Genomic DNA, 14,557 nt, shown 5'->3' on the forward strand with positions numbered 1-14,557 from the left:
GCCCGCATGATGGCCGCGCCCGCTGCCGAGCTCGGTGTGCACCTGCGCGTGCTCGTCGAGGACCCGACGACGGCGGCCGCCCAGGTCGTCGTCGACGCCCCGGTGGGCGACGCGTCCGACGACGCCGCGATCCGTGCGCTGGTGGCCCCGACGGACGGGCGCCCTGCGGCGGACGTCCTCACCTTCGAGCACGAGCACGTGCCGAACGCGCTGCTCGCCGAGCTGGCCGACGCCGGCACGCCGGTGCGGCCGGGGCCGGCCGCCCTCGTGCAGGCGCAGGACAAGATCGTCATGCGCCGTCGGCTCACCGCGCTGGGGGCTCCGTGCCCGCGCTGGGCGGCGCTGCCCCCGGACCCGGACGCGGCCCGCCGGTCGCTGACGGAGTTCCTGCGTGCGGCGCCGGGCGGCGAGGCGGTCGTCAAGACCGCGCGCGGCGGCTACGACGGCAAGGGCGTGCGGGTGGTCGCCACGGCTGCCGAGGCGGACGACTGGGTCACCGCGCACGTCGCCGGCGGCCCCGAGCTGCTCGTCGAGGACAAGGTGCCGTTCACCCGTGAGCTCGCCGTGCTGGTGGCGCGTCGCCCCTCCGGCGAGGTCCGTACCTGGCCGGTGGTGGAGTCGATCCAGCGCGACGGCGTGTGCGCCGAGGTGATCGCCCCGGCGCCCGCGCTCGATCCCGCGATGGCCGAGCGAGCGCGCGCCGTGGCCGTCCGGATCGCCGAGGGCCTCGACGTCACCGGCGTCCTCGCCGTCGAGATGTTCGAGGTCCAGGGCGACGACGCAGGCCCGGAGGTGCTGGTCAACGAGCTCGCGATGCGCCCGCACAACTCCGGCCACTGGACCATCGACGGCGCGGTGACGAGCCAGTTCGAGCAGCACCTGCGTGCCGTGCTGGACCTGCCGCTCGGTGCCACGGAGCCGACGGCGCGCTGGACCGTCATGGCCAACGTGCTCGGTTCCACGCTCGGTCGGCTGACGGACGCGCTGCCGGAGCTCGGCGCGCGGTTTCCGGAGGCGCGCGTCAACCTGTACGGCAAGGGCATCCGCCCGGGCCGCAAGCTGGGCCACGTGAACGTGAGCGGTGATGACCTGGACGAGGTCCGCCGTCGGGCGCTGGCCGCGGCGGCCCTGCTGCGCGGCGAGAGGATCGAGGAGAGCTGATGAGCGACAACGAGCCCGTCGTCGGGATCGTCATGGGGTCCGACTCCGACTGGCCGGTCATGCAGGCCGCGGCGGAGGCTCTCGACGAGCTGGGGGTCCCCAGCGAGGTGGACGTCGTGTCCGCGCACCGGATGCCGACGGAGATGATCGACTACGGCCGCGAGGCCGCGGACCGCGGGATCCGGGTGATCGTCGCCGGGGCCGGGGGAGCGGCGCACCTGCCAGGGATGCTCGCGGCGGTGACCCCGCTGCCCGTGATCGGCGTGCCGGTCCCCCTCAAGCACCTTGACGGGATGGACTCGTTGCTGTCGATCGTGCAGATGCCGGCCGGTGTGCCGGTCGCGACGGTCTCGATCGGTGGTGCCCGCAACGCCGGGCTGCTCGCCGCGCAGATCCTGGGCGCCGGCACCGACGCGGCGTCGCTGGCGCTGCGGGAACGCATGGTGGCGTTCCAGGCGGAGCTGCGCGACGTCGCGCACGCCAAGGGCGAGCGCCTGCGCGCGAGCCGGCGCGGCGCTGCGTCCACCGGCTTCACGACGAGGTAGCGCTCGACCTGCCGAGGTAGCGCGGGCCCTCCGGGTGCGCTACCTCGCGGTCTCCTGCGCTATCTCGTGCCGTGGTGCGCTACCTCGCGGTCAGAGGCCGCCGACGGTCGACCCGGGCTCCAGCTCGCCGTCGCGCACGTCGACCCAGAACTGGTCGGCGTCCTCGGAGAGCAGCACGGTCGAGCCGACGCCGTTGCCGGGGTTGTAGCCGGGGTCGGCGATCGGCGGGGTGCCCGTGACGCCGTCGGGGCCCGTCGCGGCCTTGAAGGCGAGGGCGAGCCGGCCGAGGTCGATGATCCCCGTGCTCTCGTCGACGACCAGGGCGTCCGTCCCGGCGCCGACGAGCTGGACCTGGTCGAGCGGGTTGGCCAGCACGCTCGGCTGGACCGCCGTGTCGGCGATGGCGGCGATGACCTGCTGCTGGCGCTCGGCGCGGCCGATGTCGCCCTTCGGGTCGGAGTAGCGCATCCGTGAGAACGCGAGCGCCGTCGCGCCGTCGGCCTGGTGGCACCCGGCTTCCCAGACCAGCTCGGACTTCGGGTCGTCCACGTCGTAGTCGAGGCACAGCTCGACACCGCCGACCGCGTCGACGATCTCCTCGAGGCTGCCGAAGCCGACCTCGGCATAGTGGTCGACCGTGAGCCCGCTCAGCCCCTCGACCGTCTCGACCAGCAGGGGGGCGCCGCCCCAGGCGTAGGCGGCGTTGATCTTGCTCATGCCGTTGCCCGGGATCTCGGCGTAGGTGTCGCGAGGGATGGAGATCAGCGCGGCGGGGCCGCTCTGCGGCTTGTGCAGCACCATGATGGTGTCGGTGCGGGCACCCGAGGTCTCGTCGTCGACGCCGCCCGAGCCGCGGGCGTCCGATCCTGCGAGCAGGTAGGTCGTCCCGGGTGTGCCCTCGGCGTCGGAGAGGGCGTCGGTGTGCTGGATCTGGCCGTCGGCCCAGATGACCAGGCCGATCGGCCAGGCGAGCAGCAGGACGAGCACGAGCAGGAACGCCAGGCCCGCGACCCGGCCCTTGCGCACCCGGATACCGCCGGGTCCGCCGCCTGCCGGGACCGGAGCGGCGCGACGACCCGAGGACCCGCCGGAGCCCCCGGCCCCGTGCGTGGCGGGCGGGGCGGCGCCGGGCCGTTGCCGGGCGGGCATCACCCGGGTGCCGGAGTCGCCCGCGGGGGGTGCCGTCGTCGGCCGGGACGTCCGGGTGGTGCGGGAGCTGCCCACCGCGGGCGCGTAGGACTGCGGCTGGCGCGTCGGGGCGGCCGAGCGTCGCTGCGGCGGTGTCACGGGGATCTCGCGGGACGACTGGCGGCGCACCCGCGGCTCGCGCGGTTCCATCGGCACGGCGTCGTCGCGTCGCCCGACGCGTCCTCCCGGTCGGGGCTGGGCGGACGCGGGACCGCCGACAGAGATGGCGTCGCCCGTCTGCTGGGGCCGGGAGCCCCGGCCGCCGGTGGGCGTGAAGCTCGGCGGGATCCGTCGTTCGTCCGTCATGCGATCACCCGCAGACCGAGGTCACGTCGGCACTGGTGAAGGCCTCCTCGCCGGCCTCACGGGTCTCGGCGGGCTCCGGCTCCTCGTCCGCGGACTCGTCCTCCGCGGCGGTCTCGGTGGTCGGCTCCTCGGTCTCGTCGGCGGCCGGCTCGTCCTCGGAGGGCTCGGGAGCCTCCTCGGCGGACTCGTCCTCGGAGGTCTTCTCCGTGCCGTCGTCGCTCGCGTCCTCGCCGCCGCCGTCCTTGCTCGCCTCGTCCTTCGGCTCCTCGATCACGTCGCTGAGGGGACGGTCGTTCCTCAGGTTGTCGAACACCGTCGTGGCCTCCTCGGTGAGGACCACGTTGTTCGGGTTCGACGGGTCGTACTGCCACGGGACCGTCATGAAGGCGATGGTGTCAGGCCGCACGCCGCGCGCGCTGTACGCGAGCCCGGCGAGTCCCTGCATCGAGCCCAGGTTGCTGCTCATCGTCAGCGAGCCGGTCACGGCACCCAGGAACTGCAGGAGCTGCGGCGAGTCGGTCAGCAGGTTCTGGCCCAGCACCGTCCGGGCGAGGGCGGCCATGAGCTCCTGCTGCCGGCCGATGCGGCCGATGTCGGAGCCGTCGCCGAGACCCTCGCCTGTCCGGGCGCGGGCGTACTTCAGGGCGGTCTCGCCGTCGAGCGTCTGCATCCCGGCCTCGAGCACCAGGTTGTCCGCCTTCTTGGAGGAGATGTCGTTCGGGATGCACATCTCGACGCCGCCGAGCGACTCGATCATGTTCTCGAACCCGGCGAAGTCCACGACGATGAACCCGTCCATGAACACGTCGGAGATCGTCTCGATCGCCTTCATCGTGCACAGCGCGCCCGACTCGACGTCGCCGCCGGTCATGACGCCCTGCGCGAAGGCGGCGTTGAACTTCACGCCGTACATCGGCGCGGTCTCGCCACCGGAGGACGTCGGGCAGGCGGGCACGTCGATCGTGGTGTCACGGGGGATGGACATCAGCTCGACGCGCGAGCGGTCGGCGGAGAGGTGCATGACCATCGTGGTGTCGGACCGCGCGCCGGACACGCCGTCGCCGACGACGTCGGCGTTGTCACCGCCGCGGGAGTCCGAGCCCAGCAGCAGGATGTTCAGCGGTGAGCCGGCGGACGGGTCCTCGGGCGCGACCACCTCGGGACGGTCGGTCCCGAGCGCGGCGTCGGCGTCGACGGTCCGGATGTTGCCGGTGAGCGTGACGGCGGCCGTCGCGGCGCCGACGCCCGCGAAGGCGACGACCGCGGTCGCCACCATCCCGACCGCGCGGACCACCGAGTGCCGTCGCAGCGACCTCGCGTGCGCGGGCCCCCGGGTCGGGGCCTGCCGCGGGGCGACGTGGCGGGCTGGCGTGTGGTTCACAAGAGGTGAGCATAGATGCCCCGACCGTCGGTCCTAGGGTCGCGCGGGTCCGATGAGGTAGAGGTCCTGTGAGGGTCAGAGCCGTGAACCGACGGGGAGCTGCTGCTTCGTGAGCTTGAGGATGACATGGACCCGGGGCGTCGTGCCGCCGTTGATCTGCCGGGCGCGCGCCTTCGACACGGGCCGGAGCATCCCGTCACGCAGGACGTAGAGCTGGCTCTTGTTGCGCACCTTGAGGACCACGACGTCGGGCTTGCCCTTGATCCGGGGGAGCGCCTCCATGGGCAGCGTGCCCCAGCTCTGGGTCTTGGCGGACGACCGCAGGCGACCCGTGTCGTCGATCCACAGCAGTCCGCGGGTGGTCACCAGGAACTGCCGGCCGTTCGAGCGCTTGATGACGCCCGTCGTCTTCGTGACCTTGGGGATGCGGGACACGCTCTCGCCGTCGAGCCGTCCGCGCTCGACGTACTTCAGGGGCGTGCGCTCACGCAGCGCGGAACCGAGGTACCCGTGCTTGCGCCCCTTCACCACGAGCCGGTGGTTGCCGTTGCTGCGGTTCACCACGACCACCCCGGCGCGCACGATCGGGCTGCCGTAGCGCAGGTCCCTCAGGGCGTTCGCGTGCAGGGTGACGACCTTGGTCTTCTTGTTCACCCGTTCGAGCGACCTCATGTCGAACGCTTCGCGCTTCTTGCCGTTGACGATCCGGTACAGCCGTCCGTCCGTCGTCTTGACGGTGCGTTGCAGACGGCCTCCGGGCACGAGCGCCTTCCACTGCTCCCTGGTCACCTTCGTGGCCCGGTGGCAGCTTTCCCCGAACTCCTCGACCACGGAGCAGTAGGCGACGTGCTTGCGGCCCTTCTCGACCATCGCGAGGTTGCCGTTGGGGTTCTCGACGAACGTGCCGTCGGCGACCTTCGGCGCCTGGGACGCCGCAGCCCGGTCCTGCAGGGCGTCGGCCCGACGGCGGATCTCGCCCATCTTCGCGTAGAGGGTGCGCCCGGGGCAGGCGGTCGAGGCGACGTCCCGGTGCCCGAAGATGCGCTGCTCGCGGGTGCCGTTGATGGTGGTCGAGCCGGTGGCGGGCACACCGTGCAGGGCGAGCTTCCAGGCGGCCACCTCGACGACGGCGGTCACGGCCGCGCTGGAGACGGTGGTGGTCTCGTAGTTGCCGAGCACGGAGATGCCGGTGGAGTTCGTGTTGTACCCCCGGGCGTGCCCGCCGATCGTCTGGCGGGTGATGCCCCCGGCCCGGCCCTCCCAGACGCGGCCGAACTTGTCGACGACGAAGTTGTAGCCGATGTCGCCCCAGTCCCGGGTCTGGGCGTGGTACGCGTAGATCCCGCGGATGATGCGCGGCACGTCGGACTTCGAGTAGCTGTTGGTGCCGGCGGTGTGGTGGATGGCGGCCCCGCGGATCGAACCCTGGCGCGGCGTCCACGTCATGATCGACTCGTCGGCGCCCCAGGCCTTGCGCGAGGAGATCGTGGGCCGGTCCGGCACGGCGGCGGCCGCGACGGCGGTCCCACCGGGCGAGGTGCCCTGCGGCGGGGTGGGCACGTCGTCGTCGGCGCCGGAGGTTCCCGGGTCGACGACGGTCAGCGTGAGGTCGCGGACCGGCGCGGAGCCGGTGACCCGTGCCTGGACGCGGGCGACGTCGCCGACGACGACCGGTTCGGTCCCGTCGAGCGTCCCGTCGGGCGAGGGCTCCGCGGACACCTCCTCCCAGGCGTCCCAGCCGTCGTCGGCGTCGGCAGGTGCGTCGGGGTCCTCGCTCGTGCGCACCTCGACGACGAGGGCGTCCTCGGCGACGTCCCCGCTCCAGGTGACGCCCACGACGGCGAACCCGGTCGCGTCCGCGGTCGCAACCTGCGGCTCCACGGTGCCGGGGGTGACCAGCGGGGTGGCGTCCTCGGGCTCCTCGCCGTCGGCGTCCTCGGGAGCTTCCTCGTCGGCGTCGTCGGTCGGCGACGACTCCTGGACACGCGCCGCGTCGCCCTCGGCCGGGGCGAACTCGGCCTCCTCGGCGTCGGGCGCGACGGGCCGGGCGGCACCGTCGGTCGGGTCGTCGGCCTCCTCGGGAGCCTTCTGGACGGCGGCCACCGCCGCGGCGTCCTGCTGGACGGGAGCACCGGCGACCAGCGGATCGGCCTGGGCGCCCGGCGGGACGGCCAGGGCGAACGTGAGGAGCCCGGCGACGCCGGACGCGAGGACGGTACGGCTCCGAGAGCGGGTGGCGCGTGTCACACCGAGCACGCTACGGTCGCTCGAGCTGTTGCGCAGGGCGACAACGGGCGGATCAGGATCCAGGCGGCATGTCGGACCACGCGGCCCGCGCCGCGAGATTTCATCTCCGGGCCACCTCGGATTCGCTCCTGGCTCTCCCCGGCGGCGTCCGGCGTCCCTAGACTCGCGAGCATGCGGATCTCGGTGATCGGGCTGGGCTATCTCGGTGCCGTCCACGCCGCGGCGCTCGCGGCGTCCGGCCACGACGTCGTGGGCGTCGACGTCGACGCCGAGAAGGTCGCGGCACTGGCGCTCGGCAAGACGCCCTTCTACGAGCCCGGGTTCGACGCGCTGCTGGCCGACGTCATGCGGGGTGGACGCCTCCGGGTGGGCACCGACGTGGGCGCGGTGGCCGGGTGCTCGGTGCACTTCGTGTGCGTGGGCACCCCGCAGTCGGCCGACTCGCCGGCCGCGGACCTGCGGTTCGTGGACGCGGCCGTGGCCTCCCTCCTGCCGCATCTGGCGCCGGGCGACGTCGTGGTGGGCAAGTCGACGGTCCCTGTCGGCACGGCGGAGCGGCTGGCCGCCGTCGTCACCGCCGCGGAGCCGCACGCCGTGCTCGCCTGGAACCCGGAGTTCCTCCGCGAGGGGCACGCGGTGGACGACACGCTGCACCCGGACCGGATCGTGTACGGGGTGCCGGCCGGCGAGGCGGGGGAGCGGGCCGCGGCGCTGCTCGACGAGGTCTACGCGGGCCCGCTGGCCGAGGGCGTGCCCCGGATCCTGGCGGACTACCCGACGGCCGAGCTGGTGAAGGTCGCGGCGAACTCGTTCCTGGCGACGAAGATCTCGTTCATCAACGCGATGGCGGAGCTGTGCGAGGTCGCGGGTGGGGACGTGACCCAGCTCGCGGACGCGATCGGGCACGACGCGCGGATCGGGCGCTCCTTCCTCAACGCCGGGCTGGGGTTCGGCGGGGGCTGCCTGCCCAAGGACATCCGGGCGTTCACCGCCCGCGCGGACGAGCTGGGTGCCGGGGAGGCGGTGGCGTTCCTGGGCGAGGTGGACCGCATCAACAACCGCCGTCGCGCGCGGATGGTGGAGCTCACGGCCGAGGTGCTCGGCGGGTCGGTGGCCGGCCGTCGCGTGGCGGTGCTGGGTGCGGCGTTCAAGCCGGAGAGCGACGACGTGCGCGACTCGCCGGCCCTCGACGTCGCCGCCCGGCTCGACGCCGCGGGTGCCGACGTCGTCGTCACCGACCCGCAGGCGGTCCCGACGGCGCGGGCTCGCGCGCCGCAGCTGACGTGCACCGAGGACGTCGAGGTGGCGCTCGCGGGGGCCGACGTCGTCCTGGTGCTCACCGAGTGGCGGCAGTTCCGTTCGCTCGACCCGGTGCGGGCGGGCGAGCTCGTGGCCGGCCGGACGGTGCTCGACGGCCGCAACGCGCTCGACCGGGCGACGTGGGAGGCCGCCGGCTGGCGCTACCGGGCGCTGGGCCGCGCCTGACGGGTCGCCAGTGCCGACGTCGGCCGGCGGCTACGGTCGGGTGATCTGCTCGGTGGCGGCGAGGCGCTCGAGGCGCGCCGGGTCGGCGGCGAGCTCCCGGGCGGTGGCCGCGGAGGTCAGGACGACGGAGCCGCCGCGCGTCCACACGTCGAGGGTCTCGCCGAGCACCGTGGCGACGTCGCGGTCGCCGCGGACGAGCGTCCGCCCGCCGCCCGGTGCGCCGGCGCTGGTCCCGGCGTCACCGGCCGGCACGACGGGCAGCACGGTCAGCGACGGTGCGCGCCCGGCGACCGGGTCGAGGCCGATGGCGTCGCCGTAGGTCATGACGGCCGCGGCCGCGTCGATCGCGTCGGCCGGGAGATCGCCGTCGAACCGGCGAGCCAGCGCGGGCAGGGCGACGGCGACGAGCTCGGCGGTGGTGCCGGACCAGGTCTCGGGCCGGGACGTGACGACGACGTCGGCGGTGTCCCGCTCGTCGGGCGCCTCCGGCCCGCCCGGTTCCTCCAGGGTCACCGTCGCGCCGCAGCGCGCCGCGGCGAGCGACCACACGGTCTGGCGCCAGCCGACCGGAAGGTCGACGACGACGGCGGTGCCCGGCCCGGCGTCGAACTCCTCGACGAGCAGGTTCACGGTCTTGGCGACCCAGTTGCCCAGGACGGCGCCGGAGAGCTCGATGCGCTCGCCGTCGTCGCCGTACCAGGTCAGTGCGGGACGGCCACCGGTGGCCGTGAGGCGGTCGAGGAGGTCGGTGACGGTGGTGGGTGCGGTGCTCACAGGGCTCAGCCTACGAGCAGGGCCGTGACCAGGCCTCGCGTGCGTCACGGCGGTGGCGAACCACCTCAACTCGACCTCAGACAGTTGTGAACACGCGGTGCAGTTTGGCGACCTAGCACATTTCGGCTTGACGACCCGGAAAGACACGCGTGTAATTCCATGTATGCAGTTTCCGACAGAACGGCATGGAGGGGCACGCCATGTGGAACTTGCTCGACGGGGACGAGGTCTTCCCGTCTGATGTGACGCGCGAGCCGGACCGGGTCGCACCGGTCCTGCCGCTGTTCGGGCAGGAGGTCGTCGAGGACGACGAGACCCTGCTGGGGTGGCAGGAACGAGCGCTGTGCGCCCAGACCGACCCGGAGGCCTTCTTCCCCGAGAAGGGCGGGTCCACGCGCGAGGCCAAGAAGGTCTGCGCCTCCTGCGAGGTCCGGTCCGAGTGTTTGGACTACGCCCTCGAGAACGACGAGCGCTTCGGTATCTGGGGCGGGCTGTCGGAGCGCGAGCGCCGCAAGCTCAAGCGGCGCGCCGTCTGACGGATATCCCACGCGGTCCGCCTCGTTCGCCGCATCATGGCGGACAGGATGACTGCTTCGCACCTGACCCAGGCACCCGCGCACGACGGGGACGCGCCGCCCGGCGCGGCCCCGTCGGTCGTGCCCTCCGTGAGCCACGGCGCCCGGGTGGCCGTCACCGTCACGACGGTGGTCGTCACCCAGGGCCGGACGCCCTACCTGCAGGCGACGCTCGACGCGGTCGCCGCCCAGGACCGCGCGCCGGAGGACGTGGTGGTCGTCGACGTCGACACCACCGAGTCCACCGCGGGTCACACGGACCTGCGCATGGGCGGACGCCGGTTCGTGGGCGGCGCCGGCGCCCGCACCCTCGGCGAGGCCGTCGACCGTGCCCTGGCCGTCGCCGACCTGCCGCCGACCACCTGGCTGTGGGTCCTGCACGACGACTCCCTCCCCGCACCGGACGCCCTGGGCCACCTGCTGCGGGCCGTGGAGCACTCCGCGGCGGTCGCCGTCGCCGGCTGCAAGCAACGCCGGTGGCAGGCGGACGAGGACGGGCGTGCCTCCGTCCCGGACCCCGACCACCCGGGCCTCCTCGTCGAGGTCGGCTACACCGTCTCACCGCTGGGCCGCCGCACGACCGGCGTGGACGACACCGAGATCGACCAGGGTCAGCACGACGCGCGCGAGGACGTGCTGGCCGTGGGGCTCGCCGGTGCGCTCGTGCGGCGCAGCGTGTGGAGCGACCTCGGCGGGACCGACCCCGAGCTCGGCCGGTTCGGCGACAGCCTCGACCTGTGCCGCCGCGCCCGGCTCGCCGGCCACCGCGTGGTCGTGGTGCCCGACGCCGTCGTCCACCACGTCCAGGCGTCGTTGCGCGGGATACGGGGCCACCGGGCGCACGGCGGGATCGAGTCCTCCGCGTACGCCCGGCGGCGCAGCCAGCTCTACGCGCGCCTGGTCGGGGTCCCGCTGGGCCTGCTGCCGCTGGCGGCGCTCGCGATGGTCGTGTGGGCGCCGTTCGCGGCGGCGTACCGGCTGGCGCTCAAGCGCCCCGCGCGGGCCCGCGACGAGATCGTCGCCCCGGTCGTGACGGTCCTGCGGGTCGTGCCGCTGGTCCGGGGCCGACGGCGGGCCGCCCGGACACGCCGGCTCCCGCGCCGGGTGCTGCGACCCCTGCAGGCGGGCTGGCGCCAGGTCGCGGCGGAGCGGCGCGACGCCCGGCTGGCCCGGGCGGAGGCCCACCGGTCAGTCCGCCAGCCGACCGACCTCGAGCGGGCCGAGCTGCGCGCCCTCGCGCGGCGCCGCCGCACGGCGCTGGTGCTGGTGATGGTCGCCGTCGTCGCGGTCGCGGCAGCGGCCTTCGGTTCCTGGCAGGGGACGCTGGCCGACGGGGGCCGGATCGTGGGCGGGGCACTGCTCCCGGCCCCCGCGGACCTCGGGCAGACGGCCGGGGCGGCGACGTCCGGCTGGGTGCGTGACGGCCTGGGCACCGGAGCCCCCGCGGACCCGGTGCTGCTGGTGGTCACCCTCCTGACGGCTCTCGCCGGCGGCAGCGCCCAGACCGCCGTCAACGCCTTGCTGGTCGCGGCCGTGCCGCTCGCGGCGCTCGGCGGCTGGTTCGGGGCCGGAGCGGTCACCCGCTCGGTGTGGGCGCGCGCGGCCGGCGCCCTCGTCTGGGCGGCAGCACCGGGCTTCGTCGAGAGCCTCGGCTCGGGGCGCGTCGGTGCGCTCGTGGCGCACCTGACACTGCCGTGGGTCCTCGTCGCCGCGGCGCGGGCCGTCGGTGCGCAGGCCCGCGACGTGGTGCCGGCGCATCCCGTGGGGCGCGGCTCGCTCGGCGCTGCGGCGGCCGCCGGTCTGCTCCTGGCCGTCGCGGTCTGCGCCGCCCCCGTCCTGCTGCCCGTCGCGGTGGTCGCGGTCCTCGGCGGGACCGTCGTCCTGTGGCGCCAGTGGCGGCGTCTGGCGCTCGTGCTGCTGCCGGCGGTCGTCGTCCCCCTGCCGTTCTGGTGGCACGCGGTGGCGACCTGGTCCGACGGCGGCTGGCGTCTCCTCGTCGCCGAGCCGGGCGTGCCGGTGGCGGCCCCGGCGCCGCACGGGCTCATGCTCCTGCTCGGGCAGCCGACAGAGCCGGGCGCGTGGCTGGCCGGCGTGGGGCCGTCGGACGGGCCGGTGGGCCTCCTCCTGGCGGCGGGACCCTGGCTGCTCGGGGCCGGGGTGCTCGTGCTCGCGACGGCCGGACTGCTCGTGCGCCGCCGCGTCGTGGCCTCGCGGCTGGGCGTCGCGCTGGCGGTCCTGGGCCTCGTGGCGGCGCTGCTCGCCGCGGGGACGACGGTCGCGTCCGGCCGTGCCGCCGACGGGACGGCGACCGCCGTGCACGGCTGGCCCGGCGCGGGCCTGTCGGTGCTTCTCCTGGGACTCGGTGTCGCGGCCCTGGCCGCCACCCCGCCACCGGGGACGGGGCGACTGCGCCCGGTCGGCGCGGGAGTGCTCGCCGCCGTCGCGCTCCTCGTCCCGGTCGCCGGGCTGGCCGTGTGGTGGTACGACGACGCCCGCGGTGACGTCGTCGCCGACCTGCGCGTGTCGGACGCCGCCGTCGTGCCTGCCGTCGGGCAGCAGATGCAGGCGCCGCCGCGTGCCGCACGGGTGCTCCAGATCGACCGGGCCGACGGCGTCGTCGACTACACGGTGCTGCACGCCGACGGCTCCAGCCTCCTCGACTCCTCCGTCGTGGTGCGGGGCCGTGACGCCGGTCTCCTGCCGGGGCCGGCGCGCGACGACGTGGCCGCGCTCGACGAGCTCGTCGCCCAGGTCGCCGTCGGCCGGGCACCTGACCTCGCCCCGCGGCTCGGCGCGCTGGGCGTCGGAGCGGTCCAGCTCCCGCCGGACGGGGACCCCGAGCTGGCCACCACGCTCGACCTGGTGCCGGGCCTGACCCGGGTCACCGAGGACGGCGTGCTGCTGTGGCGCGTGGACCTGGACGACGCGCCCCCACCCGGCTGGGCCTCGGTGCTCGCCGCACCGCCCGACGACGGGACGGGCGGCGTCGCCTCGCGCACGCTCGCCGCGGACGGGACCCGGGCGTCCGACGGCGTCGGGTCCGGCGGCGAGGACCGCCTGCTCGTGCTCGCCGAGACCGAGGGGCCCGGCTGGCGGGCCACGCTGGACGGCCGGCGGCTGCCCGCGGTGGAGCTGGACGGGCGCCAGGCGTTCGAGCTCGGCGGGACGGCCGGGCACGTCGAGGTCTCCTACGACGCGCCGTCCCGACCGCCGTGGTACCTCCTGGCAGGCTTCGTGCTCGTCGTCTACGTGCTGCTGGCGCTGCCCGTCGGACGACGGAGGGCCCGATGAGCCGCCGCGCGGGTGCCGCCCGCGCCGTCAGCGTGGTCGTCGCCACCATCTCGGCGATCGCCGTGGTCGCGGTGCTCGGTGTCACCGCCGCCGTCGGGGACCAGTGGGTCGGGCGCTGGACGGGCGCCACCCGGGCGGCGTCGGACGCCGGTACCCGGGAGGTGCCCGTCGAGCCCGCCGAGCTGGTCTCCTCCTGCCCGGCGCCCGTCGCGCTGCCGGACGGGGCCGACGTCGGCGACGAGCAGTTCGGGGCGACGCCCGTGCAGACGACGTCCGCCCTCGCCGCGATGGTCGCCGGTGCTGCCGAGCTGCCGCGCCTCACCGACCTGGACGGTGCCCAGGACAACACGCTGGTCGACGGACCCGACGCCGCGACGGCCGCCGGCACGGCCGACCGGGTCCGGGTGCTGCACACCCAGCCCTCGACGGTCGACCCCCTGCGGTCCGCCGCGGCGCTCGCGTCCATCACGACGGCGGGGGACCTGCGGGGACTCGCCGCCGCCTCCTGCACCGCGCCCAGCACCTCGCACTGGCTGGTCGGCGGGAGCAGCGAGGTCGGCTCCAGCGCGCTCCTCGCGGTGCAGAACCCCAGCTCGCGGCCGGCGTCGGTCGCCCTCGAGGTCTTCGGCCCCTCGGGGCCGGTCGCCGTCGGTGGCCAGGCCGCGTTCACCGTCGCGCCGGGGGAGCAGGTCGTCACACGACTGGACTCGCTCGCCCCCGAGCAGCGACGCCTCGCGGTGCACGTGCGGGCCTCCGGCGCCCGCGTGACCACCTCCCTGCAGAGCCAGGGGATCGACGGCCTGGTGCCCGCCGGGACCGACCTCGTGGAACCGGGAGCGGCCCCCGCGGAGTCGTTCGCCGTCAGCGGCGTCGTCAGCCGGGGCGAAGCAACCGACGACGACCACGCCGCCACCATGTGGCTGCTGGCCCCGGAGAGCGACGGCACCGCGCAGGTGAGGGTGTTCGGCCCCGAGGGCCAGGTGACCCTCCGCGGTGCCGAGCAGGTGGCGCTCACCGCCGGCGGCGTCGTCGGCGTCCCGCTCGGCGGTCTCGAGGCCGGGACCTACACCGTGGTGGTGGACGCGGACGTCCCCGTCACCGGGGCCGCGCGGTTCGCCGTCCCGGGTGAGCTGACCGACGACGACGTCGTCGAGGGCACGCCCTACGACGTCGCGTGGAGCGCCGGTCAGGCGATCGCCGCGCCGCAGGAGCCGACGTCGGGCCAGGTGGCGTTGCCGAGCGGTGCGGACGACGCGACCGTGGTGCTCACGGGAGTTCCCGCCGAGCGGGGGGCCGATCCCGCCGGCGACGAGCTGACCGCCACCGTCCGCGGTCTGGGCGCCGACGGCACGGTGGGTGACGCGCAGGAGGTCACCGTGCCGGTGGGCGGCACCGTCGAGGTCCCGGCGTCCGCCGTCGGGGCGACCTCCGCCGTCCTGGTCGATGCCGCCGCCGGCTCCGCCTCGGTCGCCTGGTCCGTCCGGCTCACCGCCGCCGACGCCGCCCGGACGCCCGGCGCCCTGGTCGCCACGCTCGACCCTGCGTCCACCGTCGTCGCGCCCGGCGGCGTGGCCGTGCGGCGTGTCGACGCCTGGTGAGCCGTG

The 14,557-nt window shown here is 75.2% G+C and carries 10 protein-coding genes; 6 read left to right on the forward strand and 4 right to left on the reverse strand.

All coding sequences use genetic code 11. From position 1 onward, the window contains the following. Positions 1–6 precede the first annotated feature (6 nt). Both UQW22_RS10545 and purE read left to right on the forward strand, forming a co-directional pair. Positions 7–1,161: a 5-(carboxyamino)imidazole ribonucleotide synthase gene (locus UQW22_RS10545; RefSeq protein ID WP_407320778.1), complete on the forward strand. Its 1,155-nt coding sequence runs from the start codon at positions 7–9 to the stop codon at positions 1,159–1,161. Next, positions 1,161–1,706, forward strand: coding sequence for a 5-(carboxyamino)imidazole ribonucleotide mutase (gene purE, locus UQW22_RS10550; protein WP_407316867.1), 546 nt, complete (start codon positions 1,161–1,163; stop codon positions 1,704–1,706). Before UQW22_RS10545 ends, purE begins: the two co-directional genes overlap by 1 nt. 90 nt (positions 1,707–1,796) lie before the next feature. Here the strand turns inward: purE and UQW22_RS10555 are convergent, their stop codons facing one another. The 3 genes from UQW22_RS10555 to UQW22_RS10565 form a co-directional block, all read right to left on the reverse strand. After that, complete coding sequence (locus tag UQW22_RS10555; protein ID WP_407316869.1) at positions 1,797–3,200, reverse strand: LCP family protein; 1,404 nt, start codon at positions 3,198–3,200, stop codon at positions 1,797–1,799. Positions 3,201–3,204: 4 nt separating this feature from the next. Continuing rightward, positions 3,205–4,581: an LCP family protein gene (locus UQW22_RS10560; protein WP_407316871.1), complete on the reverse strand. Its 1,377-nt coding sequence runs from the start codon at positions 4,579–4,581 to the stop codon at positions 3,205–3,207. Positions 4,582–4,656: 75 nt separating this feature from the next. Beyond that, complete coding sequence (locus UQW22_RS10565) at positions 4,657–6,828, reverse strand: N-acetylmuramoyl-L-alanine amidase (RefSeq protein WP_407316873.1); 2,172 nt, start codon at positions 6,826–6,828, stop codon at positions 4,657–4,659. Between the two features lie 171 nt (positions 6,829–6,999). Here UQW22_RS10565 and UQW22_RS10570 point away from each other — a divergent pair, with 171 nt between their 5' ends. After that, positions 7,000–8,313 carry a UDP-glucose dehydrogenase family protein gene (locus UQW22_RS10570; protein ID WP_407316876.1) on the forward strand — a complete coding sequence of 438 codons (1,314 nt, stop codon included), beginning with the start codon at positions 7,000–7,002 and terminating at the stop codon, positions 8,311–8,313. A 30-nt stretch (positions 8,314–8,343) separates the two neighbouring features. On the opposite strand, the gene UQW22_RS10575 is transcribed toward UQW22_RS10570, so the two are convergent. Continuing rightward, complete coding sequence (locus UQW22_RS10575; RefSeq protein WP_407316878.1) at positions 8,344–9,087, reverse strand: TIGR03089 family protein; 744 nt, start codon at positions 9,085–9,087, stop codon at positions 8,344–8,346. Between the two features lie 200 nt (positions 9,088–9,287). Between UQW22_RS10575 and UQW22_RS10580 the strand changes: the two genes are divergently transcribed. Genes UQW22_RS10580 through UQW22_RS10590 form a run of 3 tightly spaced genes read left to right on the forward strand, consistent with a single transcriptional unit; the run spans position 9,288 to position 14,551 of the window. Further along, entirely contained in the window at positions 9,288–9,623 is a 336-nt protein-coding gene (locus UQW22_RS10580; RefSeq protein ID WP_407316880.1) for a WhiB family transcriptional regulator, read from the forward strand. 48 nt (positions 9,624–9,671) lie between these two features. After that, positions 9,672–12,953, forward strand: coding sequence for a glycosyltransferase (locus UQW22_RS10585; RefSeq protein WP_407316882.1), 3,282 nt, complete (start codon positions 9,672–9,674; stop codon positions 12,951–12,953). After that, positions 12,950–14,551 (forward strand): DUF5719 family protein, encoded by a 1,602-nt coding sequence (locus UQW22_RS10590; protein ID WP_407316884.1) that lies wholly within the window; start codon positions 12,950–12,952, stop codon positions 14,549–14,551. Before UQW22_RS10585 ends, UQW22_RS10590 begins: the two co-directional genes overlap by 4 nt. Positions 14,552–14,557 lie beyond the last annotated feature (6 nt).

The sequence above is a fragment of the Isoptericola halotolerans genome (assembly GCF_045689585.1).
GTDB classification, from domain to species: domain Bacteria; phylum Actinomycetota; class Actinomycetes; order Actinomycetales; family Cellulomonadaceae; genus Isoptericola; species Isoptericola halotolerans_B.

Coding starts and splice junctions, on each gene's coding strand:
- UQW22_RS10580 (WP_407316880.1), top strand. CDS start 9,288: ATGTGGAACTTGCTCGACGGGGACGAGGTCTTCCCGTCTGATGTGACG.
- UQW22_RS10555 (WP_407316869.1), bottom strand. CDS start 3,200: ATGACGGACGAACGACGGATCCCGCCGAGCTTCACGCCCACCGGCGGC.
- UQW22_RS10545 (WP_407320778.1), top strand. CDS start 7: ATGATGGCCGCGCCCGCTGCCGAGCTCGGTGTGCACCTGCGCGTGCTC.
- UQW22_RS10590 (WP_407316884.1), top strand. CDS start 12,950: ATGAGCCGCCGCGCGGGTGCCGCCCGCGCCGTCAGCGTGGTCGTCGCC.
- UQW22_RS10570 (WP_407316876.1), top strand. CDS start 7,000: ATGCGGATCTCGGTGATCGGGCTGGGCTATCTCGGTGCCGTCCACGCC.
- UQW22_RS10585 (WP_407316882.1), top strand. CDS start 9,672: ATGACTGCTTCGCACCTGACCCAGGCACCCGCGCACGACGGGGACGCG.
- purE (WP_407316867.1), top strand. CDS start 1,161: ATGAGCGACAACGAGCCCGTCGTCGGGATCGTCATGGGGTCCGACTCC.